Here is a 23,788-nt window from a genome sequence, read left to right as displayed (position 1 = left end):
TTATACAGGACTGTTCGCCAGTTGTAATTAATCCTGGTTTTTTGTTGATAGTCAGATCGTCAAATTTTTGATAAGTAATACCAATTGGAAATAGTCTTGCTACAATTACCAATTTTATACAAATTATCTTTGATTTGCACAACCCCCCGCCGGACACGGCAGTGCCGTTTCCCTACATACGATTGCCTATAATTTCTATGTAGCAATATTTTTCATAATTAGTATAAGCTGTAGCTGGCGTTACAGATTAAGAGTGTAAATCCTAATTAAATATCTAAACCCATGACTGTTAACTCAGGAGAATGTTCGACAACAAACTGGTAATCTAACTCTTGTTTGGCTTGAGGCGGTAGAGACATTATCCATTCCAACATTCCCATTTCACCTGCTTCTATCTTGGGATTTGTGACACTCAACCGCACTTTTATTTGCTCGTTGCGACTGACTGGTAGTTGCTCTTTCAAGGTCAAGTTTACAGGCAGTTGCTGCAAATTGGTCACAATTAACCGATAGGCGTAACTTGTGCGGCGCTGATTGCCAATCAGTTTTTTATCTACTTGTCTTTCCACTAATTCCCGCTCGATTTTTAATCCTTCATCTATTCCTAAATTAAGCTTGACTTCTTCACCGGGAGAAATATTGTCTAACTGTAAAGTACCTACAAAAGTGTTGTCGCGAAAAATATTTGCTTTACCGGGCAGGAGAGTTGCACTTGTCATTGGATTGGTGACAATTGCTTGCAAATAAGCAAAGCTGACTAAACGCGGAACGGCTATGTATTGAAGTTTGGAGGGATAATTTTCGCTGAAAATAGTGACTTTGTGGGGTGTGCCGTCGCTGGGAATATTGGTATTTTCTCCTACTTGAAATGAGACGGTACTGCCTTCTTTAGATACTCTTGCTGTGGCGGTTTGAGCTGCTATGGGTTCGGGCGCGGGAGCGCTGCCACCAACAGCCATCATGTCTAATTGCTCCTCGTCTTCCATCTCAGATTCCATGAAATTGTCATACACTGCTGACGTTTCTGGTTTCACACTTCGTTTCATCTGCGCTCTGGGAAAGCCTTGGCTTTGAGCAGATTTTGGGCGAACAATATCGATAAACCAGGGTTGGAGTTTTGGCGGCAAAGTTCCCAATCCGGGTTTTGCTGTGGATAAAGTCAGTGCTACTCCCGTCCAATCTTCGCCTGTATTTTGATTGACTTCGGCTAGGTAGTTGAGATTGATTTGGTTGTTGGTGGTGTTGACTCGCAAGTCGTAAAGGGGTGTCCAACGGGCTCCCATTACTACATAGGAAACTTCTAGTTCAAAATTGCCGCTGCCGCTGGGTTCGATCGCCACAATGATGTTAAAACTTTGTTGGGAATGGGGAGTTTGTAGTTGGCGCAACTGCTGGCGTAAGGCTTCTATTTGCTTGTCTAATTCCTGCTGCTGTCTTTCGTGTTGGGCGATCGCACTTATGTACTTTTTATAATTACTGCCTAAAAAATTGAGCAATTCGCCGACTTCGTTCAAACCAATCTGTTGCTTGGAGATGCTGCTGGCAAAGGAACCCACGCTTTTTGCGCTTAAATTCTCGACAAAGTTGAGTTGAATTTTTCGGGCGGCGATTTGGTCTTGTATGGCGCGTTTTTGGGTTTCTAATTCTTGGATTTGGTGGGTTAATTCGGCGATGCGATCGCCCGTAGGTTCGCTGCTAAACACTGTTTCGGTGCGTACTCCCAGCAATCGCACGGCGACTGTACCCGCACCGGTGGCCCTGACTGACTCTGTTTCGAGGGTTGTGGGGAGAGAGGCGATGGTCAATTCGCGCTCGTTTCCCATCAGGGCTACTGTGCCGCGGCGGGCGATCAGGGCGCGATCGGTATAAACTGTAACTTCAGAAATTTGCGACTCTACTATTTTGATATTATCGCGATCGAGTAAATCTGAATTAGTCATTGCTATTAATACCTCTACCAAACTCTTCCAGTCCATCCAAAGGCGAAGCAAACAAAATGCAGCGTTTGAGCAAAGACAAGTCTAACTCAGGCAGCAATTCGCTGTTTGTAATTTGCTCATAACCCTGTTCTCGCAAATGGTAAATCTTTAGCGTGCCGTCTTCCCAAAACCAGACTTCCGGCACACCCATCAGCCGATACTTCTGAAGTTTAATCGGACTACCGCTAGTAACAACTACCTCAATACACAGATCGGGAACATCTTTTTTATTCCCGATACAATAAGATAAATCTGCCTGATACTCCACTTGACCCTCAACAATCTGACTGTAAGCACCGCTCGGAAAAAATACAATTCTTCTTTGTATAAAGAACTGTCCCATTAGCAAGGCAATCAGACACCGAATCTCTTCGTGTAATCTTCCAGTACCCACAATTTCTAAAACTCCATCACAATAAAATAATCGAACTCCTGGCACATTTTCAAAGCTGGATTGAATTGCTTTAAACTGCTGCCAATTCAAACCGCGCCAAGTGAAATGCTGCTCGGCTGTGGGAGAAATTGTGGGATTGTCTATAGTTTGAACCATGACTGTCCTGTGGATTTAAAATGTTAGCAATAACTCAATGTTAACTCAGCGGCTCGATTCCCGCCAAATCCAAAATTTGAGGAATCAAATCTTCTCGCTTCACTGCCATCAGGTGAACTCCTTGACACAATTGCCGCGCTAGCTTGACTTGTTCGGCCGCAATTTTTATGCCTTCCTGCAAAGGTGCTGGGGATTTTGCCAAACGATCGATCGTCTCTTGCGGGATGTGAACTCCCGGCACGTATTTTTTAATAAATTCAGCATTTTTAGCTGATTTAAACAAAAATATTCCTGCTAAAATTGGTTTGTTGGAGCCAGCAGCAATGTGGTGCATAAACTTATCAAAAACTTCAAAGTCTGTAATTAATTGGCTCTGAAAAAACTGTGCTCCGGCTTCTACTTTTTTCTCGAATCGACTTTGCAAACCAGACCAACTGGGGGATTGCGGATCGACAGCGGCACCGACAAATAAATCGGTAATTCCGTCTGTTAAAGCTTTGTCATTCCAGTCTTTGCCGCCGTTCATTTTTTGAATGACTTGCAGCAGCCGCACTGATTCTAAATCGAATACACTTTTGGCTTTTGGATGGTCGCCGGCTTTGACTGGATCGCCTGTGAGTGCCAAGATATTATGGATGCCTAAAGCGTGGGCTCCCATGAGATCGGCTTGCAGGCCTATTTGATTGCGATCGCGACAAGCAACTTGACAAATCGGCTCAATGCCGTGCTGCAATAGAATCGCGGAAACTGCTAGCGGGCACATTCGCAGCACTGCGCGGCTGCCGTCTGTGATATTAATAGCGTGAACTCTGTTTTTTAGAAGTTCAGCCATTGCGATCGTGTGAGTCATATCGCCGCCTTTTGGCGGGGCAACTTCGGCGGTAATTATAAATTCTCCAGGGGTGGTGCAGGCTGTACGAAAACGGTTCATAGTTAGTTGATAGTTGGCAGTTGGCAGTTGACAGTTGACAGTTGACAGTTGGGAGTTGGCAGTTGGCAGTTGGCAGTTGACAGTTGGCAGTTGGCAGTTGGCAGTTGGCAGTTGGCAGTTGGCAGTTGACAGTTGGCAGTTGGCAGTTGGCAGTTGGCAGTTGTAATTCTTAACAACTAACAAATAACCAGTAACCAATAACAACTAACAAATAACCAGTAACCAATAACAACTAACAACTAACCAGTAACCAATAACAACTAACAACTAACCAGTAACCAATAACAACTAAACAGGTAAAGAATAACCGAAAGCGGTTTTCACCTTAGTCAGAGTTTTGTTGGCAATGGTTTCTGCTTGTTCTTTGCCGCGACGTAGTACAGACTCTAAATATCCCGGATCGTCCATTATTTCCTTGTATTTATCCTGAATTGGTTTCAGGGCATTAATTGTCGTCTCTGTCAACAATGGTTTGAAATCTCCCCAACCCATGTTTTCACATTCCGCTGCAACTTCTTCCTTAGATTTACCGGAAAGCAGGAGATAAAGTGTTAGCAAATTTCTAGCTTCGGGGCGTTCTGGGTCGTCAAAGGTTAAGCCCCGCACGGCATCTGTTTTGCAGCGCTTGATTTTTTTAGTAATGGTTTCTGGCGAATCTAATAAGTTAATTCGACTTTGTTCGGAAGGGTCGGATTTTGACATTTTGCGCGTACCGTCTGTCAAACTCATTACTCTCGCGCCGTCTGCCCTAATTAACGGTTCGGGAAGTTTTAATACGGGTTTTTCTGGTGTGCCGAATTGGTGATTTAATCTGATGACTAGATCGCGGGTGAGTTCCAAATGTTGTTTTTGGTCTTCTCCTACTGGTACTTTGTCGGCATCGTAAAGCAAGATGTCTGCTGCCATCAATACGGGATAATTTAGCAAGCCTGCGTTGACGTTTTCGCCTTGTTTAATTGCTTTTTCTTTAAACTGAATCATATCTTCGAGCCAGTTAATCGGCGTAATGCAGTTTAGCAGCCATGCTAGTTCTGTGTGCGCCGAGACGTGGGATTGCACGAAAATAGTAGAATGTTCTAAATCGATGCCGCAAGCTAAATAAAGGGCGGCGATGGCGTAAGTGTCGGAGGCTAGGGTTGCTGGATTGTGCGGTGCGGTGATTGCGTGCAAATCGACTACGCAAAAGTAGTTTTCGTACTGGCTTTGATTTTCTACCCAGTTGCGAATGGCACCGAGATAATTGCCTAGGTGAAGATTGCCTGTTGGCTGAACTCCTGAAAGAACGCGCTGTTTACCCATGAGGAAAGAATAGAATTGATTTCACATTTCTATTTTGACACGTTATTTCAATTTCCGCTCTTGTAATTTTCTGACTGTTGACTGTTGACGGCTGACTGTTGACTGTTGACTGTTGACTGTTGACTGTTGACGGCTGACTGTTGACTGCTGACTGTTGACTGCTGACTGTTGACAACTAACAATTAACAATTAACAACTAACAACTAACAACTAACAACTAACAACTAACAACTAACAACTGACTAATCACAAATCTGTCAGCAAACGGGCTTTACGTAAAATAAATGTGAGGACTGTTTCTTGGCCCGTAATAATATCGGCTCTGCCCTCCATTCCCGATTGAATTGAATACTGGCGGGGGGTATTTACCTGGGAATTTCCGAAGAATTGACCGCTGCTGGATTGGAGTTTTGTTAAATAGGTTTGTTGGGGCTTGATTGCTACTTCGTAATAAGATCCACCTGAATTATTGGCGGGATTTTGAGGGGCGATCGCATCTGGGGCGATCGCGCTGACTGTTCCTTTCAATGTGCCGTAGTCGGGGAAGGGTAAAGCGGAAATTCTGATCTGTACGGGTTGACCGATTTGGATGCGGGCGATGTCTTGGGATGTGACTTTGGCTTTGACTACCAGGGGTACGTCGCTGGGGACGATTTGGGCGATCGCGCTGCCCGCTTGTACGGTTTGACCGGTATTTTGTACTTCCAATTTGAGAATTGTACCATCAGCGGGGGCGCGGATCACGCTATTTTTGAGTTGTGACTCAACTTGATTTAGCTGTTTTTTAGCTTGAGTCAATTGTTGTTGGATGGTCGATCGCTTGACGAGCAAAACCCGCCGACTTCTACCCAGTTTCTCGGCAACATCCGGCAGCGATGCGGCGATTTTGACTAAAGCGGATTCGACTAATTCCTGTTCGGCGGAACTTCCACTTTCGATGCTTTTAAGTTTGGCGCTGGCCAAAATTTGATTTTCTAAGTCGCGCAGTTGCTGGTTGATTTGCTGTGCTGCTGCTTGAGACTGATTAATAATGTCTTGGAATTGCTTGTTTTGAGTTCCCAAACGCGAACCGTCTACAACTGCGATCGTATCTCCGGCTTTCACTGTCTGATTTTCGCTGACAGCAATGCTTTCGACGGTTCCTTCGGTGGCCGCTTCCACGACGCGCACTTCTCCGGCGGGACGGACGATCGCCTCTGCTTTGACTGTGGCGCTGTATTTGGTGACACTAGCCAGGGCGATCGCCCCGCCAAAGGTGGCCACCATCAAAATTCCCCCCAAACTTGTCCAACGGCTGACAGGGGGCAAAAACTGGTCGTTATTAAAGGTTTCAGCGGGTGTGGGTTCGGGAGTGAGAGACATGGTGGGTGCTGGGGTGAGAGGAATAATTTTGAGCTTTGAGCTTTGAGTTTTGAGTTGGAGGGGAGGAGGATAGTTTTGAGTTTTGATACCAGTTCTAAAAAACAATGCAACTGTATACAAGCTCTAAACCCTTATAAAATCCGTTATTTTCAATGTTTTCATCTCTCATTTCAAATAGTAAAATGAAAAGGAAGAGAGCGATCGTTTATTATTTTTGTCATATTTATTTTCCGTTTTCCGGATACCAAGGATAGGTTGAGAAGTCTAATACGGCTTACCAATCAAGCCCTAAAAAACTGGGTTTTCGATCGAGTCTGCGGGCTGCAACCAAAGATTTTCCTCAAAAAACCCGGTATCTGACAAGGAGTGCGTCCAGGACTATATAAATCAAAATTCACGGGGTCAAGGTCAAAATCCGCACAGCTTTGCTGTCCCCACCCGCAAATTTCCCCAAACATCAAGAATGGTGGACAAAGCGGGCAACATTCATGAAACTAGGACATTGCATTAATGATTTTTGGCGCTGTTACCCGGTTTTTTGGGGAGATGTACGTAAGTAAGTACATAGGTATTAATAGGAGTTCCTCATGCCGGAAAATCAACAAAATTCATTCTTTACCGAGCTCACCGAACGAGAATCTGCTACTGTCAGCGGTGGCAGCCCTACCAGCAGTGTCAGCAGTAATAACAGCAACAGCGGGAGCGAAAACAGCAGCAATGACCTCAATATGCTGTTTTTCATGCCGCAGCCGAACCAGTTGTATCTGTACGATCCGAACCGATCGCGCCCTTACAAAACCCTAATAGTCTAGATAGGTGAGTCTGGTAGCGCGATCGAAAGAAATTTGGAAAATATCTCAGTAACATTCCGGAACACGCACAGCACTTAAAGAACTATTAGTTAGTAATTACACGAGGCTATATAAAACTTATAAAACTTATAGTTCTCGTTCCATCTTGTCAAATTAAAAGGAGTCAAATCATGAAAGACACTAAGGAAAATTCACTGTTTGCTGAACTCACCCCTGAAGAATCAGCTAGCGTCAACGGCGGTTACTATTATGCCAATAATAACTACAACGACTGTAACCGTGGAAGCCGCCGCAGTTGGGTAGTTTACCGCCGGAATTGCGACGGTTCCTACAGAAGAGTAGTCCGCTACGGCTACTCATAAAGTTTAGGGCTGTGAATTCAGCTCTCTAACTGTCGATCGAGAAAGCACCCATAATTTCATTGTGCTTTATTTGAGCGAGGCTGTAGAAATTGTAAATAATTTCTAGTTTCTGTTAAAAACTTTTAACCTTGAAAGGAGTCAAATCATGAAAGACACTAAGGAAAATTCACTGTTTGCTGAACTCACCCCTGAAGAATCAGCTAGCGTCAACGGCGGTTACTATTATGCCAATAATCGCTACAACGACTGTAACCGTGGACGCCGCCGCAGTTGGGTAGTTTACCGCCGGAATTGCGACGGTTCCTTCAGAAGAGTAGTCCGCTACGGCTACTCATAAAATTTAGGGCTGTGAATTCAGCTCTCTAACTCTTGATTGAAAAGCACCCATAACTTTATGGGTGCTTTTTGCTGATTGGGTAGTGGGTGAGGAGTAGTGTTCATTATGCTCTACTCATTATTCAATTGGCAAAATGTTAAAAAATATTCCTTTGATCGGCAAAATGCCATTATTCGGACAAGTAAACAGGTTTAAGAAATATCAGGTTGTTCTCCAGCAAAGTGAAGAAGATTGCGGGGCGGCTTGTTTGGCTTCTATCGCCAAATTTTACGGACAGAATTTTACAATTAGTCGCTTGCGAGAATTTGCCGGTACCGGTCAAAAGGGGACGACTTTACTGGGTTTGAAACAGGGGGCTGAGGCGATCGGTCTTAATGCTCGATCCGTGCGAGCAGCCGCTGCTATTTTAGACAAAATTGATGAAGCACCTTTGCCGGCCATTATTCACTGGAGCGGGTATCATTGGGTTGTTTTGTACGGAAAACAGGGCAATAAATATGCGATCGCAGATCCCGCCATTGGTCTGCGCTATGTTTCTAAAGAAGAATTAGCAGCGGGTTGGACAGATTGGCTGTGCTTGCTAGTAGACCCAGATCCAGAGCGGTTTTTTGCAGAAGCAGACGGTCAACCGCCCGCCAATTCCTTACAAAAATGGATGCGCCGGGTTGGGATTTACCGCCACATTTTAATCGAAGCATTGTTGATGAATGTAGTGTTGGGTTTGCTGTCTATTTCGTCGCCTTTTTTAGTTCAACTGCTCACCGACGACATCCTGGTGCGGGGCGACACGCAACTTTTGGCAAGTGTGGCGATCGCAGTTATAATTATGAATTTTTTTAGCAGCAGTTTAGGATTAGTTGAGTCGAACTTAATTGCTCAATTTTCCCAGCGTTTAGAGTTAGGATTGGTGATGGAATTTGGGCGGAAATTTCTGCGCTTGCCTTTGAGCTTTTACGAAACCAGACGCAGCGGCGAAATCGTCAGTAGATTACAAGATATCCAAGAAATAAATAAATTAGTTTCTCAAGTAGCTATCAGCTTGCCCAGTCAATTTTTTATAGCGGTAGTTTCTTTTATTTTTATGTTGTTTTACAGCACGCAACTAACGTTGGCTGCAACAGCGATCGCTCTATTGATGACTGCATCTACAGTAGTATTTCTGCCAGTATTGCAGCAAAAGACGCGGAATTTATTTGTGCTGGAAGCAGAAACTCAAGGCGTTTTAGTCGAAACGTTTAAAGGCGCGCTGACTGTAAAAACTACTAGCAGCGCCCAGCAACTTTGGGAGGAATTTCAAAGCCGCTTCGGTCGCTTAGCAAATCTCACTTTCCGCACTACACAAATTGGCATCCTCAATAATATTTTTTCGGGTTTTATTGCTTCTGCTGGTGGCATTACTTTGCTGTGGTTGGGCAGCGGTTTGGTGATTGACAAGGTATTGAGTATCGGTCAGTTGCTGGCGTTTATCAGTATGAATCAAAACCTTACTACTTGGGTGACTTCTTTAGTCGGATTTAGTGATGAAATGACTCGCGTTCAGACAGCAACTCAACGGCTTTCCGAAGTGATTGATGCTGCACCGGAAACTAAGAATGATAGTAATAAACCTGCGGTCACGATTCAAGGTCGCGATGAGATTGTTTGCAAGAATGTGAATTTTCACTATCCCGGTAGACTTGACTTGCTGGAAAATTTTTCTGTGACGTTTCCTGGGGGTCAAGCAATTGCTTTAATCGGCTATTCTGGTTGCGGAAAAAGTACGCTTGCTAAGGTAATTGCTGGTTTGTATCCGCTGCAATCGGGTAATGTGAGAATTGGCGGTTACAATTTGCAAGATTTGTCTCTAGACAGTCTCAGACAGCAGGTGGTTCTAGTTCCTCAAGAAGCGCATTTTTGGAGCCGTTCGATTATAGATAATTTTCGTTTGGGGAGTCCAGATGCTAGCTTTGAACAGATTGTGAAAGTGTGTAAACTTGCGGGGGCTGATGAGTTTATCAGCCAATTACCTGATAAGTATCAAACTGTTTTAGGGGAGTTTGGAGCGAATATTTCTGGGGGACAAAGACAGAGATTGGCGATCGCCCGCGCGATTCTCAACAACCCGCCCGTATTGATTTTAGACGAATCTACCGCAGGGCTAGACCCCGCCAGCGAGGCGGAAGTTTTGGAAAATTTGCTGATGTACCGGCACGGGAAAACCACGATTTTTATCAGTCACAGGCCGCGAGTGATCGATCGCGCCGATTGGATTATCATGTTAGAACGCGGCAGGTTGAAAGTGCAAGGATCGGCGGCTAGATTGCGATCTGTTCCCGGAGATCATTTAGAGTTTTTGCATCCTTAAACAAAATTGTAGTAGATAAGACGGCGGTTAGAAACCGCCCGGTATTTTATCTCACCGCCCAATCTTCTTAGTTAATGAACCCGACAAACTAGGGGAATCGCCTCTTGATTGTCCAGCACCAAACCGTACTCCAAACCTTCAACAACCGCCTGACAAGAAGCATCCAAAATATTCGTAGAAACCCCTACAGTTGTCCACCGCTGCTGGCGGTTGCTCGATTCCAATAAAACGCGCGTTTTAGCAGAAGTACCCGCACCAGAGTCGAGAATTCGCACTTTGTAATCTGTCAGATAAAAATGTGCAATCGCCGGATAAAAATTCACCAAAGCTTTCCGTAAAGCCGAATCCAAAGCGGAAACTGGGCCGTTTCCTTCCGCACATTCCAGAATATTTGTACCGTTGACTGATAATTTGACAGTTGCTAAAGCCGTACACTCTTCGCCAACCTTATCGCAGTGCACTTGAAATCCCTTAATTTCAAACCACCGCTGGCGCTGTGACAAAGCCTCCCGCATTAACAATTCAAAACTCGCCTCAGCGCCTTCAAATTGATATCCTTGACTTTCCAAAGCTTTTAATTTTTCCAGAATTTGGCGACAAGCAGGATTTTTGCGATCGAGTTCGATTCCAAAAGTGCGGGCCTTCGCCAAAACATTGCTTAAACCAGCTTGATCCGAAATCACAATGCGGCGACAGTTCCCGATTTTTTCTGGTTCCAAGTGTTCGTAAGTCAGCGGATTTTTCTCTACCGCCGATACGTGAATGCCGCCCTTGTGAGCAAAAGCCGAAAGACCGACAAAAGGAGCGCGATCGTCGGGAGCAAGGTTGACAATTTCGCTGATCGATCGACTGGCTTGAGTTAATTTAACTAATTGCTCGTCTTGAATGCAATTATAACCCAATTTAAGCTGAAAATTAGGAATCAAAGAACACAAATCGGCATTGCCGCAGCGTTCGCCGTAACCGTTAATAGTTCCCTGCACCATCGTCACGCCTTCCTGCACAGCAGCTAAAGCATTAGCAACCGCAACTCCTGAGTCGTTGTGAGTGTGAATTCCTAAGTGTAAAAATGTTGTACTTTTTGTTGCTAAAAATGCTAAGACATCGCGAACTACTTGAGTTACTTCGTGGGGTAAAGTGCCGCCGTTAGTATCGCAAAGCACCAGCCATTCTGCACCGGCTTCCGCCGCCGCTGCTAAAGTTTGAAGAGCATAATCGGGATTATGTTTGTAGCCGTCAAACCAGTGTTCTGCATCGTAAATAACGCGCCTTCCCTGACTCCGCAAATATTCAACGGTATCTCGAATCATCGCCAAATTTTCATCTAGGGTCGTTTTCAAACCTTCAATAACGTGCAAATCCCACGATTTACCAAACAGCGTTACCCAACGAGTACCGGCCGACAAAATAGGCTGCAACATTTCATCATTAGCTGCGGTTTTTCCCGGCCGCCTAGTGGAACAAAAAGCTACAACTTCTGCTTGAGTTAGTGGCTCTTCTTTGAGCCGCCAAAAAAACTGTACGTCCTTAGGATTAGCTCCCGGCCAGCCGCCTTCGATAAAGGGAATTCCTAAACTGTCTAACTGACGGGCAATTCGCAGTTTGTCTTCGAGAGATAGAGACAGTCCCTCGCACTGAGCGCCGTCTCGCAGTGTGGTATCGTATATCCAGAGCCGATTTGTCATGGGGAATTGGGATCGAGAATTTGGTAAGATATGACTTATTATATTAGATGAATTTATTTGAAATAAATGCGATAATATATAGGAAAATTAACATAAATCTAATTGGGGTAAATTGCTGTGGTCAAGGTACAAGCGCAAGGAAAAACATTTGAGTGCGATCGCGAATCGAATCTCCGTGAAGTTTTGCTCAAAAACGGCATCGATCTCTACAATGGTAACGCCAAAGTCATCAACTGCCACGGGCTAGGCACTTGCGGCACCTGCGCCGTTAGCATCGAGGGTGAAGTTTCCGAGCCCGAGTGGCGCGAAAAAGCCCGACTTTCGCTTCCTCCCCATTCTCCCGCATCGAACCGCCGTTTGTCCTGCCAAACTAAGGTTTTAGGCGATATTAAGGTGACAAAATACGATGGTTTTTGGGGCCAGGGCTCGGAAACTGTCTGGAAACCGCAAGCATAGATTTTTTGTGAAAAAAGGTCGATCGGGCGATCGGCTTGCAAGATAATATGTAAGACTTGCCCAAAAATTCTCAAGACACTTGCATTACCAATGTCATAAACAATCTTAAAAAGCATCTGCGTTTATCTGTGTTTATCTACTTTTGATCTGCGGTAAATAAAAAATACCCGAAGACCCAGAGGTAAAACCAGCCAGAAAGTCCACATAAAAGTCAATGAATTCATCTCAAGATATTCTGATTATTGGCGGCGGAATCATCGGCCTTTCGCTAGCAGTTGAACTGAAGTTGCGAGGGGCCTCTGTCGCCGTTCTCACCACCAATTCTAAACAACCGACGGCGCGGGCTGCAGCCGGAATGCTCGCCCCCCAAGCCGAACGAATTCCCCCCAGTCCGATGCTGGATTTGTGCTTGCAAAGCCGCGCCCTGTATGCAGGCTGGGTGGAACGGCTAGAAGAGATGACTGGATTGAAAACGGGATATTGGCGATCGGGAATTCTCGCGCCTGTGTGTAAAAATGAGTTTCAAGAACAGCCATTTTTGTCAAACCTCAACTCTCAATGGTTGGACAGAGATGCTGTTCGCCAGCAGCAGTTAGGATTGGGTGAAGAAGTAATTGGTGGTTGGTGGTATCCTGACGACGCTCAAGTAGACAACCGCGCTTTATTTCGGACACTTCAGACTGCAACCAAAGAATTGCAAATTAATATTATTCAAGGCAGTGCAGGGCAAATTATTAAGCAGCAAAATCGAATTTTTGGTGTTGAAACAACGGTAGGAAAATTGCAAGCTGACCGTTATGTTTTGGCAACTGGAGCTTGGTCTGAGCAGTTGTTAAATGTTCCTATTTTTCCCAGAAAGGGGCAAATGCTGTCAGTATGCGTCCCAGAAAATTGTGGAATAATTCAGCCGCTGCAAACAGTTTTATTTGGCACCGGCATTTATATTGTGCCGCGTCAAGATGGGAGAATCATTATTGGTGCAACTAGCGAAAATGTGGATTTTACTTCGGGAAATACTGCGGCGGGAATCCAAAGCTTGCTAGCAGGAGCTATGCAGTTATATCCCGAATTACAAAATTATCCGATTCTGGAGTTATGGTGGGGATTTCGGCCTGCTACGACTGATGAGTTGCCGATTTTGGGTGCGAGTGCTTGGGAGAATTTGACACTGGCGACGGGGCATTATCGCAACGGTATTTTGTTGGCTCCGGTGACGGCTAAATTGTTAGCTGATTTGATGTTGGAACAAAAGTTAGATCCGTTATTGGCTGCTTTTAATTATTCTAGATTTGCATTTTCCTGATTTATAAAGTCGGTTCGCAGGCTCCGAATGCTGCGAACTTAATTTCTGTCAGCCGTTGTAAGTGTGTAATATCAAATTCGGTTGTATCAGAATGATAACTAATAGGTGGTAAGATCGAATGAACCGCGAAGACGCTAAAAACGCGAAGTCAGAGAAATCAGAAGATGTACGTCTTTCTTACGCGCTATCATAGTCTTCGCGGTTTAATCGTTCCGATGCTACCAAATTTGATATAAAACCATTTTTTAGTAAGTCCTGAATTAGTTCAATTCCGGTTTTTTGGGTAGGTTCAATTCCCTGCATTTAAGCGCAGCCAAATCGTAAGCATTTTGGTAATCTTTACCGCCTAACATGACATCGCCGTAATATTCATAGGGTTGATTTCCGTAAACCGGTAGCGGGTCATCTTCTGGATAATCTTCTTTTGATTCATCTAAAATTGCTTTGAGCTTCTTAACGCTCCATCGCTGGGCTGGGAAGTAATGAATGTCTTGAGCGCTGAAGCCGAGATGCGGAAAAGTTGGGTCAACAATTCGCTCGTTGAGTTCAATCCAGCTATACTCGATGGGTTTGTAAGGTGATCCGGGTGCAGCTAAAAATCCTTGGACGTAGACTGCGCCTTCGGTGGTTAATGCTGCTTTGGAAGCGTTATCAAAGCAGTTTTTGCGGTTGCTTTTGATGCGAGTGGCGATTTCTATAGAAAGCGTCTCATCTAATAGTTCGGTCATAATCCGTTGTAGTTACGTGCGACTAAATTGTAGCAAGTCAGAGCTCCGAACACAAAGAACGATCGCGAGCATCTCGGTTTTGCAAAAAGCATTTTTTTATTGAGCGTGCGAGCTTAAGAGCTAGCGTATTGTACAACTCGCGAGCTCTTAAGCTCGCACAAATTCAAAACTGAGATCGCCCGCATCACCCTCCCAACGGATAAAAAGATGGGACTCGCTGAATGTTTGAGAGTGCGATCGAGTTACAGCTTGGCGCCTAAACAGTAGCGATTTGTGGCGCTGGTGGCACGTTTCACAGTTTTTTATGCAAACAAGTCATAATTGTGATAACCTGATGGATGTGCAAAAATCGGTTCCAACGAAAAGCAACCGTTGGAAGAAACGGGGAAAGTCCGGCGTAAATCCGGCGCTGTCCCGCAACTGTGATGAGATTATAGAGTCTCTTAGTCAGAAGGCCCGCCGATCGCAAACCTGTTCTTTTTCGTCTACGAGGCATAGATGATGGTTTATTCGACTTTCTCAAAATTGATCTATGATGGCGATCGATCTATTGACTTAGAACGATATTGATATAATTTCACCGATCCCTAATAGATTTTAGTCGGTAATAGTTTCTGCGTAACTGTGAATAAAAGGCGATCGTCCACCAATCGCTAACTATTTCCCTGTAGTCTGTCGCTATTCTACGGTAAAATCATCATAACTTTGTAAGGGTTTTTACTCAACCTCAGTATATTTTTGCTGTCAATTTTCACAAATTTAATCATTGAAGTAAGTTGAGTTATGACGATTATAGCTGAGACATTGAGATATCCTCGGATTGGTAAAAACCTAGAAGTTAAGAAGGCCCTGGCAGCATTTGCGAGTGGGAAATCAGAGACAGATGCTTTATTTCAGACTGTTCCCTCGCTGAAAAATATGGTGAAATATGCTAAAGTGCTGGGGGATCAAGCCAATGCAAGTTGAAGATAACAAGCGGCAAGGTAGCTTTGGCTATTGGCAGAATCAGTTCATACACCAAAATATGCTGACAATTGGATACACAGCTTGGAATGGATTTTTAACCGTTGGTCGAGGTATGGCGGTTTGTGATGTAAGTCTGCCCGTCAATACACCTGTGAATTGGCAGGTTGATACAATTCCGCATTACTTGCAATTCATCACTGAATTATCAGTAACAGATTATCTACGACGACTCGAATTAGAGCCATCCGCTATCTCAAATTTACTTCAAATCATTGCCACCTACAATCCCACCCAAGAAATTATTATACTGCTAACAGGTGACGGTCAAATAGAAATCGATTTGCTGCAACGGTTGGCGATTCCTCCGGTTGATTGTTATGACCAAGTACGTCAGTGTTGGGGTGAATTTCAACTGTACGATACAAGCCAAATGAGAAGACAATGAACTCAATATTATCAGCAGGTTTATTAAGCATGGGTTAAAATAAAACTGCCATTAACTTTTTACAAGGGCAAAATACCCCATTCTAATTCTCTGTTCAGCACTTATCCACACTAGAAACATACTGAATGAAAAGCGCGATCAAAAAGTCGGATTTTGTGCTATCTCCTTATATGAAGAGCAACAACTTCAAAGCTACTTGGCAAATCTTAAATACAGTAATTCCCTATACATTTTTAGGGTTTTTAGCATTTAAAGCTGCTGCAATTTCTGTATGGCTTCTGCCACCGATAATCGTGTTAATGACACTTTTTTCGGGCCGTTGTTTCTCTTTGATGCACGACTGCGGACATTATTCTCTGTTTAGTTCCAAAAAGGTCAATCGCACCGTGGGTTTTTTGCTAGGTATCATCAATGCGATTCCTCAGTACCCCTGGTCGAGGGGACACGCTTATCACCACAAACACAATGGTAATTGGGATATGTACCGAGGCCCTTCGGCGTTGATATCCACCGAACAATTTGCGGCGCTAAGTCCATTTGGTCAAAAGATGTATCAGTTACTCAGACATCCATTGATGCTGTTTCCTGGTGGTTTTTTCTATCTAATTATTAAGCCCAGATTAGCGCTGATCTTGGGAATTAGTGGTTTTATAGGACATATGTTTGCTTGTCTCAATAAAGATTTTGGGATGGGTTTATCTGCAATCATTGCTTCTTATAAATCCAAACATTGGTATACTACGGCTGAATTTTGGGATTTACTATTCAACAATATTTGTGTTGTTGGTAGCTGGATTTATCTCAGCAACTTACTTGGGGTTGGCTTTTTCTGGAGTGTTTACTCAATTGTCATGACCTGTTCGGCAGCGATATTTATCTGTATTTTCTTTGTCCAGCATAATTTTGAGGGTTCCTATGCTCATAAAACAGAGGGTTGGGACTACCTTATGGGTGCAATTGAAGGCAGTAGTTACCTAAAATTACCAACTATTCTCAACTGGTTTTCGGCTGATATTGCTTACCACAATATTCATCATCTGTCTGAGCGTATCCCCAATTACAATCTTCAGGCGTGTCACAATGCTAATATTCACCTGCTTGGTAATTCCAGAATTCTGACAATTCGGGAGATACCTGATTGTTTCAAGTTCATTCTTTGGGATGCTGATTCCGATAGTCTGCAATCGATCGCATTATTTAAACAAGAAAATCTCTTCAGCCCTGTAGCTAATTAAAATCGGATAGCATTGAATTTGGGTGCTGGTTTATTGCCCAAATCCTAGGATTAGCGGTGCAGCTAGTGAGATCAATTGCAACTGGGACTTTCCTAATTAATTAGGTGAGTTCCCGCTATTGTAGGGTGCGTCAGCCTCTCGAAATTTTTGGGATAATTTTCAAAAATACAGGAGATTGACGCACCTTACAATAATTTGAATATGAGTTAGCTCATAGACAGATTTGGGAGAATCTGGCAAGCTGAGGGTAAGCTTAAATAGGAGTTCAAGTCAATGACCGATACTACTCTCAATTTTAAGACTGCGCCGGGCCATGTAGTGCTGGCTGCGGCTGGTAAGACAATGCTGAGGCCGGGGGGAAAAGCTGCTACAGAAATGTTATTAGAATTGGCGGATTTTAAGCCTGGGGATACTGTTTTGGAGTTGGCGGCGAGTTTTGGATATAGCTCGATCGCCCTTGCAGAACGTTTTGGTGTAAAAGTAGTGGGAGTTGAAAAAAATCCCGACAGTGTGGCGCGGGCCCGTGCTAACGTTGCAGCAGCGGGTTTGAGCGATCGAGTGGAAATTATCGAAGGAGATATTTTGCACTTGGATCGGATTACCCAAGAGTTTGATTGGGTGTTGGCTGAAGCTATCCTGACGATGCAGTCGCCGTCGGGGAAAGCAAAGATTTTATCAGGAATTGGCGATCGGCTAAAACCGGGTGGCAAGTTTTTGTCTCACGAACTTTTAGCCAAAAACCGAGAATCAGAAATTCACAAAGCTTTATCGGAAGTGATTCGAGTTAATTCAACACCTTTGTCTGAGTCAGGCTGGATTACTCTTTGTCAAAACGCGGGTTTGCAAGTAGAAAAGTATCAAACCGGGGGGATGGGACTTCTCAACTTGCGGCGAATGCTTAATGACGAAGGCTTTGTGGGTACTGTGCGGATTGTGTGGAATGTTTTAAGCCGATCGCAAATTCGCGATCGCATCTTAGCAATGCGTCGAGTTTTCCAGAAGTACCAACAGGATTTAGGCTACATCATCATCTGTGCTCAAAAACAATCTTAACGGAGTAAAAAGTTATGACTGCTACCATTTTACCGCTACAATCTTCATCAATCCAACTGAAAGATACAATCGAATATCCCGCCACCGGAGTGCTGACTAAAATTTTAGTCAAAGACAATAATTGTCAGCATACTTTACTTTGTTTGGCAGCAGGTTCGGACATTTCAGAACACCATTCAGCGCGAAATGCCACAATAAATGTAGTGGCAGGAAAAGGAGTTTTGACCCTCGAAGGTAAGGATATAGTTTTGGAACCGGGAGTATTTGTATTCATGCCCGCACGAGCGCCCCACGCTTTGAAAGCTGAAGAAAATCTAGCGTTTGTTTTAACATTTTCCGAAACCCACTAATATCAACATCAAATTTTGATGTATATCAAAACGTTCGTAGTCAGGACGACCGTCCGCAAAAAACCGAAAAATCCAATTCCTGACTATAGCGGTTCTCAAGCGTGATGAGGATAGCCCAATCCCTCCGCTTCGCTCCGCCCAATGCCCAATCCCAGATAGTACCTCATCTTTCTGAAAAAGGCCGTACAAACCTTTAATCTATTTCATCTCCAGAGGCAATATCCTCCAATTTCTGCCAATCTAAAACAGTAATTTTACCGCCTCTACTGTAGGATACAAACGGCTTAAGTTTCTTAAACAACCGCACGCATTCTTCATAGGTGATGCCAATGCTGCGAGCAATTTGATAGTAGGGCAAACGTTTTTTTAAACATACACTATTATCTACAATTTTCGTACCTTGCTCGATGCTAAAGTAATGAATGAATCGGGCCAGCCGCACGATCGCCCTTTCCGACACCAAACCGTGCACAGTCTCGTGTAGTTGCTGCAACCGCTGGTTAAAAACCGCCAATATTCGCAAAGCAATCTCAGGATTTTGCCGAATTGCTGCTAGCAAAAATTCCCGTTCTGTGGTAAGAACTTGCACATCAGTTTCAGCAGTCACCGTTGCCGGCGCAATCCCGTTACCCAGCAAAGCAGGTGCAGCAAAAATATCTCCCTGAAATAAAGTGCGGAGAATTGTTTCTTTGCCCGCCGCCGCCGTTTTTGTCACCCGCAGAGAACCGCTCAAAAGCGTGTATAATTTTTCCGGGATGCGATCGCCCTCATACATCACAACTTCTCCCTGTTGGTAAGTCCGAATTGCTGTATGTTCTTGCAATTGCTCTAAATCAGTTCGGTTTAAGCTGGCAAATATCCCAATTTCTACCAGTTGCTCGACAGTTGCTTTCATACATTTAACTTGAGCCGGAGTCCATTCAGAGTATCATAGCGGTGAATTCAGAATATATCGAGGCTAGCAGAGCCATCTACAAAAATGCAGAACCCGAATATCAGCGATATTATTTTGATGAGATAGCTGGCGGATTTGTCCTCATCCACCAACAACACAATCTTAATAATTCGGAAATATTTGTTGCTGAAGTTTTGGCTAAAATAGGCAAGAGAGTTAAAATGCTGAGCGAACAAGCAGCAGAGGGTGTGAGAACGCCAGATGCTGAGATAGACGGTCAGATTTGCGAATTTAAGGAGTTGACAGAACAGACCCAAAACATCAGAGACAGAGTGCAAGAAGGCATCAGTAGAGCAAAAAAGCAAGGTGCAGCAACCGTTATTTTTCACATCAACCGAGAAAATTACGATGTCTGGAAAATCAACGCTGGCATCAAACAAGCTCTGTTTTGGGATACCGAAAAGCAAATTCAAAAAATATTTTTTGTTGTTAACAGCGAACAGATTCAAATCATTACAAGGGAAGAGTGGAAAAATGGAAGATCATTTCAGCGAATTTAAAGAGACTGTAGGGCGGGGATTGCAGAACAATATGCCGCGAGATGCTAAATTAATTACTTTAGGGCAAATTTTATCTGCTGTTACCCACGACGATCTAACTATTGAAGAAGCTTGGCAGCTTGAAGAAATGATGGGTGGCAGACAACTATGGGAAGAGGCACTTGAGTACAGCATTTTTGGCTATCCAGTAGATACCGCAACGCCATCTTTAGATAAACCTCTGGTGATTGCCGGCAAAACTTTTCATTCTCGCTTGATGACGGGGACGGGAAAATATCGCAGCATTGCCGAAATGCAGCAAAGTGTTAACGCTAGCAGGTGCGAAATTGTGACTGTAGCGGTGCGCCGAGTGCAAACAAATGCTCCCGGTCATGAAGGATTGGCAGAGGCTCTTGATTGGACTAAAATTTGGATGCTGCCCAATACTGCTGGTTGTCAAACTGCAGATGAGGCGATTAGAGTGGCTCGTTTGGGCAGGGAAATGGCGAAGCTTTTGGGACAGGAAGATAATAATTTTGTCAAGTTAGAAGTGATTCCCGATGCTAAATATTTGCTACCAGATCCGATCGGCACTTTGGAAGCAGCAGAAAAATTAGTCAAAGAAGGTTTTGCCGTTTTGCCTTACATCAATGCCGATCCGCTACTAGCAAAACGCCTCGAAGAAGTCGGTTGTGCGACGGTGATGCCTTTAGCTTCGCCCATCGGTTCCGGGCAAGGGATCAATAATGCCGCCAACATTCAAATCATTATTGACACGGTAAAAGTTCCTGTGGTAGTGGATGCGGGGATCGGAACCCCCAGCGAAGCTGCTAAAGCAATGGAAATGGGCGCTGACGCACTGCTGATTAATTCGGCGATCGCCAATGCCCAAAATTCTCCAGCAATGGCAAAAGCAATGGGAATGGCTGCAGAAGCCGGACGGATCGCCTACTTAGCAGGAAGAATGCCAGTCAAAGATTACGCGATCGCCTCTTCCCCAGAAACAGGTACTGTCAGCTCAAAATAATGTCCGATCGATCGAACTCAGGTTCGTAGTGCCGAATGCGAGTCCGTTCTTAAGCAGCAGACTCGCATTCCGCACTACGAACCATTTTTGTTAAAGTAATATACCCGACATCACCTCAAAATAAATTCCTCAACTTAAGGGTGATACTTTGATAGCGTTTTTTTGGTAAAGTGAGGACAATCAAAAATATAGAGGATTGTTGTCAATGCCTTACACTACCGAAGAAGACGGACGCTTGAACAATTTTGCCAAAGAGCCGAAAATGTACGGTGCCCAACCTCCCAACCAAAACCAACAGCGGAACTATATCATCTTGGGTATTGCAGGAGCGCTGTTAGTGGCAGGTTTGGTTTTTGTGGCGGCTTCCGTCTAAAAAACAGGGTTCAGAATCAAGGCTGCTTCAAATTGCAATTTTAAATAATCCTTCAACCAACCATGTTTCCCAACCAAGGTCAACATGGTTTTTGTGTTTCAACAAACAGCAGGTAGTTGCGATAGTCCTGAACTGTGCCGAGAAAGCTGGAACACTAAATAGCACCAGTGGAAAGCTTGTGCTTTTTTCTTTCTGCGATCGGGTTCTGGGACTTGGGCTGCAATCGATCGGACGCCATCGTCACCACCTGAAAATTGTTAATCTAAAATCCCAAATCTCAAATCTAAAACCGCCAGACTGCCGAACAGAAAGGTGTTGCGAGTTATCAGCTTTCGGCGATTTTAACTCTCAACTCTAAAATCTACAATCGAAAATCCCAAGTCTAAAATCTACAATCTAAAATCGCCAGACTGCCAAACAGGAAGGTGTTGCGAGTTATGAGCTTTTCGCGATTTTAACTCTCAACTCTAAAATCTACAATCAAAAATCCCAATTCTTCAATCTAAAATCTAAAATCGCCAGACTGTGATGTCTACTCCTTCCCAAAAAGTTTCTAGCTCGAACAAGCAGATATACCAACGCTTGAAACAGGCGATCGACCTCAACTTACGCCGTCAAATTTTTATTGCCGCCTGCGACGACTTGTGCTTGCGGGACTGTCTGGCAGCCCGCTTGCAGGCAGAATTAACCGCTGAAAGCGCAGGCTCCAATCCTCGCTCCCCGATCGACTATCCCCGATTTGTCAGTTTGGAACTCGACTTGAACGATCCCAATCCTTGGGGATCCCTCGCCGCATGGCTGACCAAACACCCACCGCCCCAAAATATGGGCATCTACAGCCCTTTGCCGGGATTTCAAATTCTGGGGGCAGAACACCTGACCAGGCATTCAGCAGCCGTGCAGTGGTCTTTCCTGAGCTATTTGAGGGACATCGAAGCACACCTGCAAATGTGCGAGTCTACTTTGTTGCTGTGGGTGTCGCGCCCCTGGCTGAGTTCGATCGAGCAATCGGCCCCAGAATTTTGGCAGTGGCGAACCGGAGTATTTGAGTTTGAAGGCGAACCGACTCCAGCCAAGCAAGACTTCGGCCGCTCCGAGGACTTCGGGAACTCCGAAAACTTGGGCAACTTGCGGGACAACGGAGACTCCGCCGACCAACTTTTAAGATCGCAAGAGTCCGAACAATCCTCAATTCCCGATTCCGCATCATTCCCAGCGCCAGATGCTAAATCTATCGAACTGGCAGATTTGGTGCTAGCGACGGCCTCGGAGGATGAGCTCGAAGCAGAGGGTGATGCCGCATCGGAGGACAATTTTCTGCCGCTGCAAACCTTGCAATATATCGAATTGCTGCAAGAACATCAGTGCTGTTCCGAAGCCTTGGCTTTGGCTTATCACAGTTTGGGGAATTACTACCGCGATCGGATTCTGGGCGGAGAGTCTTCGCCACAAAACTTGACAATCGCCATTCGCGCGATCGAGCAAGTGATTGCATACCTCGAACTCGACGCGAGCTCGCAGCAAAATCAACCACCAACTGAGGAATGCGCGCGGCTGATCGCCCAATTGACACAAAATTTAACTCAATACGCCGAGGAGTCCAACAGCTTACCGCCGATGGACGATTTGATCAACGATCTCGGCACTTTTTACTGGATGCTGTCGCGCGATCGCACCGACGGTGTGGAAGTCCCCGATCCGGTATCCTGCCTCGAACGCAGCATCGCCCTCTACATTGAAGGTTTGAACCGCACAGATGCCGAGAGCGCACCTCAAACCCGTGTCAGATTAAACAAAAATTTGGGCATCGCCTTAGCAGATTTAGCGCGCTATCAAGACAAGACACAGAACTTGCAGCAAGCAGTTGCAGCTTACCAACAAGCGCTGCTGGATCTAGACCCTGCGACGGAGCCCCAGCAGTGCGCTGCGGCTCAGAATAATTTGGCGACAGCATACTGGCATTTAGCCCAAGACGGTGAACCCATCGTCTATCTCAAAAGCGCGATCGCAGCTTACACCCAAGCCCTCTCCTGCTACAGTCCAGAACGAGAACCCCTCAACTATGCCGGAGTCCAAAACAACCTCGGTACCGCCTGCTGGAACCTCGCCCAGCACGAACCCTCAGAACTTTTATTAGTCAGGGCGATTGAGGCCTACCGCGAAGCCTTGAAATACCGCACCCGAGAATTGGTACCAGCAGCCGCAGCCGCCACCTACAACAATCTCGCTACGGCTTACTGGCATTTGGCGAACCAGTTCCAGCAGAAACCAGCCCGCATCGACTCATTGCAGCAGGCGATTACCGCCTACGAAGCCGCCTTGGATATTTCCCGAAAACTCGATCGAACCCAACTCACCTTTGACACTCTTGCCGCCCGCAACAATCTCGGACTAGCCCACTATCAACTAGCCACAGCCCCAGATTTGGCCCTCAACAAAGCCGCACAAACCAGCCATTTAGATGCAGCACTGCACCACCTGTTGCAAGTGTGTGCCGAATGGGGACAGCATCTTAACGACAAAGGGTTAATATATGGAGATAAACTCAACCTGCAACCCCCAGCCAATTCCCAAGCCGCTGATGATTGCCGGCAAACAGCATTAAGCTATATTGTTAAAACGATTCGAGCTTTCTATAGCGAATGTGGGCTTGCCGGCCAAAATTTAGCCTTATCCAAGGTTCCCGGAGATTTATTGCCAGAAATTTTGCGTAGGTTATAAATACGGCTATAACTCTTAAAAGCTCAATTTTTTCTA

24 protein-coding genes and 1 riboswitch are annotated in these 23,788 nt (G+C 44.9%); of the genes, 16 read left to right on the top strand and 8 right to left on the bottom strand.

The window, feature by feature from the left end; all coding sequences use genetic code 11:
* Positions 1–266: 266 nt before the first annotated feature.
* From IQ263_RS08110 to IQ263_RS08100, 3 genes are read right to left on the bottom strand one after another with little or no spacing between them, the layout of a single operon-like run.
* Entirely contained in the window at positions 267–1,940 is a 1,674-nt protein-coding gene (locus IQ263_RS08110; protein ID WP_194066983.1) for a mucoidy inhibitor MuiA family protein, read from the bottom strand.
* A complete protein-coding gene (locus IQ263_RS08105) occupies positions 1,933–2,529 on the bottom strand; it encodes a Uma2 family endonuclease (RefSeq protein ID WP_194066982.1) in 597 nt (198 codons plus the stop codon). The genes IQ263_RS08110 and IQ263_RS08105 overlap by 8 nt, the downstream gene beginning before the upstream one ends.
* Before the next feature lie 40 nt (positions 2,530–2,569).
* Positions 2,570–3,460 carry a methylenetetrahydrofolate reductase gene (locus IQ263_RS08100; RefSeq protein ID WP_194066981.1) on the bottom strand — a complete coding sequence of 297 codons (891 nt, stop codon included), beginning with the start codon at positions 3,458–3,460 and terminating at the stop codon, positions 2,570–2,572.
* A 34-nt stretch (positions 3,461–3,494) separates the two neighbouring features.
* Here IQ263_RS08100 and IQ263_RS29235 point away from each other — a divergent pair, with 34 nt between their 5' ends.
* On the top strand, positions 3,495–3,626 hold the full coding sequence (locus IQ263_RS29235; RefSeq protein WP_255515828.1) for a hypothetical protein: 132 nt from the start codon (positions 3,495–3,497) through the stop codon (positions 3,624–3,626).
* A 122-nt stretch (positions 3,627–3,748) separates the two neighbouring features.
* On the opposite strand, the gene trpS is transcribed toward IQ263_RS29235, so the two are convergent.
* Entirely contained in the window at positions 3,749–4,759 is a 1,011-nt protein-coding gene (gene trpS, locus IQ263_RS08095; RefSeq protein WP_194066980.1) for a tryptophan--tRNA ligase, read from the bottom strand.
* A gap of 246 nt (positions 4,760–5,005) precedes the next feature.
* Entirely contained in the window at positions 5,006–6,241 is a 1,236-nt protein-coding gene (locus IQ263_RS08090) for an HlyD family secretion protein (RefSeq protein ID WP_228049881.1), read from the bottom strand.
* Positions 6,242–6,708: 467 nt separating this feature from the next.
* Here IQ263_RS08090 and IQ263_RS08085 point away from each other — a divergent pair, with 467 nt between their 5' ends.
* The 4 genes from IQ263_RS08085 to IQ263_RS08070 all read left to right on the top strand — a co-directional run bounded on the left by IQ263_RS08085 (position 6,709) and on the right by IQ263_RS08070 (position 9,976).
* On the top strand, positions 6,709–6,933 hold the full coding sequence (locus tag IQ263_RS08085; protein WP_194066979.1) for a secretion protein HlyD: 225 nt from the start codon (positions 6,709–6,711) through the stop codon (positions 6,931–6,933).
* 170 nt (positions 6,934–7,103) lie between these two features.
* Positions 7,104–7,295: a hypothetical protein gene (locus tag IQ263_RS08080; RefSeq protein ID WP_194066978.1), complete on the top strand. Its 192-nt coding sequence runs from the start codon at positions 7,104–7,106 to the stop codon at positions 7,293–7,295.
* Between the two features lie 145 nt (positions 7,296–7,440).
* The gene (locus tag IQ263_RS08075; protein ID WP_194066977.1) at positions 7,441–7,632 is read left to right on the top strand and encodes a hypothetical protein; all 192 of its coding nucleotides are present in this window, start codon (positions 7,441–7,443) and stop codon (positions 7,630–7,632) included.
* Between the two features lie 133 nt (positions 7,633–7,765).
* Positions 7,766–9,976: a peptidase domain-containing ABC transporter gene (locus IQ263_RS08070; RefSeq protein ID WP_228049880.1), complete on the top strand. Its 2,211-nt coding sequence runs from the start codon at positions 7,766–7,768 to the stop codon at positions 9,974–9,976.
* A gap of 71 nt (positions 9,977–10,047) precedes the next feature.
* Here the strand turns inward: IQ263_RS08070 and cimA are convergent, their stop codons facing one another.
* Positions 10,048–11,661 (bottom strand): citramalate synthase, encoded by a 1,614-nt coding sequence (gene cimA / locus IQ263_RS08065; RefSeq protein ID WP_194066976.1) that lies wholly within the window; start codon positions 11,659–11,661, stop codon positions 10,048–10,050.
* Positions 11,662–11,778: 117 nt separating this feature from the next.
* Between cimA and IQ263_RS08060 the strand changes: the two genes are divergently transcribed.
* Both IQ263_RS08060 and thiO read left to right on the top strand, forming a co-directional pair.
* Positions 11,779–12,117, top strand: a complete 339-nt coding sequence (locus IQ263_RS08060) for a 2Fe-2S iron-sulfur cluster-binding protein (protein ID WP_194066975.1) — start codon at positions 11,779–11,781, stop codon at positions 12,115–12,117.
* Positions 12,118–12,331: 214 nt separating this feature from the next.
* On the top strand, positions 12,332–13,420 hold the full coding sequence (gene thiO, locus IQ263_RS08055; protein WP_194066974.1) for a glycine oxidase ThiO: 1,089 nt from the start codon (positions 12,332–12,334) through the stop codon (positions 13,418–13,420).
* Positions 13,421–13,680: 260 nt separating this feature from the next.
* Here the strand turns inward: thiO and IQ263_RS08050 are convergent, their stop codons facing one another.
* On the bottom strand, positions 13,681–14,148 hold the full coding sequence (locus IQ263_RS08050) for a hypothetical protein (RefSeq protein ID WP_194011988.1): 468 nt from the start codon (positions 14,146–14,148) through the stop codon (positions 13,681–13,683).
* Positions 14,149–14,481: 333 nt separating this feature from the next.
* A riboswitch (cobalamin riboswitch) is annotated at positions 14,482–14,626 on the top strand.
* Between the two features lie 305 nt (positions 14,627–14,931).
* On the opposite strand from IQ263_RS08050, the gene IQ263_RS08045 reads away from it, so the two are divergent.
* The 5 genes from IQ263_RS08045 to IQ263_RS08025 all read left to right on the top strand — a co-directional run bounded on the left by IQ263_RS08045 (position 14,932) and on the right by IQ263_RS08025 (position 18,197).
* Positions 14,932–15,114 (top strand): hypothetical protein, encoded by a 183-nt coding sequence (locus tag IQ263_RS08045; protein WP_194066973.1) that lies wholly within the window; start codon positions 14,932–14,934, stop codon positions 15,112–15,114.
* Positions 15,104–15,559: a hypothetical protein gene (locus IQ263_RS08040; RefSeq protein WP_194066972.1), complete on the top strand. Its 456-nt coding sequence runs from the start codon at positions 15,104–15,106 to the stop codon at positions 15,557–15,559. Before IQ263_RS08045 ends, IQ263_RS08040 begins: the two co-directional genes overlap by 11 nt.
* A gap of 125 nt (positions 15,560–15,684) precedes the next feature.
* On the top strand, positions 15,685–16,794 hold the full coding sequence (locus IQ263_RS08035) for a fatty acid desaturase (protein WP_194066971.1): 1,110 nt from the start codon (positions 15,685–15,687) through the stop codon (positions 16,792–16,794).
* A gap of 273 nt (positions 16,795–17,067) precedes the next feature.
* A complete protein-coding gene (locus IQ263_RS08030) occupies positions 17,068–17,847 on the top strand; it encodes an SAM-dependent methyltransferase (RefSeq protein ID WP_194066970.1) in 780 nt (259 codons plus the stop codon).
* 14 nt (positions 17,848–17,861) lie between these two features.
* Complete coding sequence (locus tag IQ263_RS08025; RefSeq protein WP_194066969.1) at positions 17,862–18,197, top strand: cupin domain-containing protein; 336 nt, start codon at positions 17,862–17,864, stop codon at positions 18,195–18,197.
* Between the two features lie 193 nt (positions 18,198–18,390).
* On the opposite strand, the gene IQ263_RS08020 is transcribed toward IQ263_RS08025, so the two are convergent.
* Positions 18,391–19,092, bottom strand: a complete 702-nt coding sequence (locus IQ263_RS08020) for a Crp/Fnr family transcriptional regulator (protein ID WP_194066968.1) — start codon at positions 19,090–19,092, stop codon at positions 18,391–18,393.
* Positions 19,093–19,133: 41 nt separating this feature from the next.
* Between IQ263_RS08020 and IQ263_RS08015 the strand changes: the two genes are divergently transcribed.
* From IQ263_RS08015 to IQ263_RS08000, 4 genes are all read left to right on the top strand, one after another.
* Entirely contained in the window at positions 19,134–19,652 is a 519-nt protein-coding gene (locus IQ263_RS08015) for a CdiA C-terminal domain-containing protein (RefSeq protein ID WP_194066967.1), read from the top strand.
* Positions 19,627–20,658, top strand: a complete 1,032-nt coding sequence (locus IQ263_RS08010; protein WP_194066966.1) for a thiazole synthase — start codon at positions 19,627–19,629, stop codon at positions 20,656–20,658. The genes IQ263_RS08015 and IQ263_RS08010 overlap by 26 nt, the downstream gene beginning before the upstream one ends.
* 205 nt (positions 20,659–20,863) lie before the next feature.
* Complete coding sequence (gene psb34 / locus IQ263_RS08005) at positions 20,864–21,031, top strand: photosystem II assembly protein Psb34 (RefSeq protein ID WP_194011997.1); 168 nt, start codon at positions 20,864–20,866, stop codon at positions 21,029–21,031.
* A gap of 528 nt (positions 21,032–21,559) precedes the next feature.
* Positions 21,560–23,752: a tetratricopeptide repeat protein gene (locus IQ263_RS08000; RefSeq protein ID WP_194066965.1), complete on the top strand. Its 2,193-nt coding sequence runs from the start codon at positions 21,560–21,562 to the stop codon at positions 23,750–23,752.
* The last annotated feature ends 36 nt before the right edge of the window (positions 23,753–23,788 follow it).

This window comes from Tychonema sp. LEGE 06208, assembly GCF_015207505.1.
Taxonomy (GTDB): domain Bacteria; phylum Cyanobacteriota; class Cyanobacteriia; order Cyanobacteriales; family Microcoleaceae; genus Microcoleus.
This window is presented reverse-complemented; position numbering and strand designations above follow the sequence as displayed.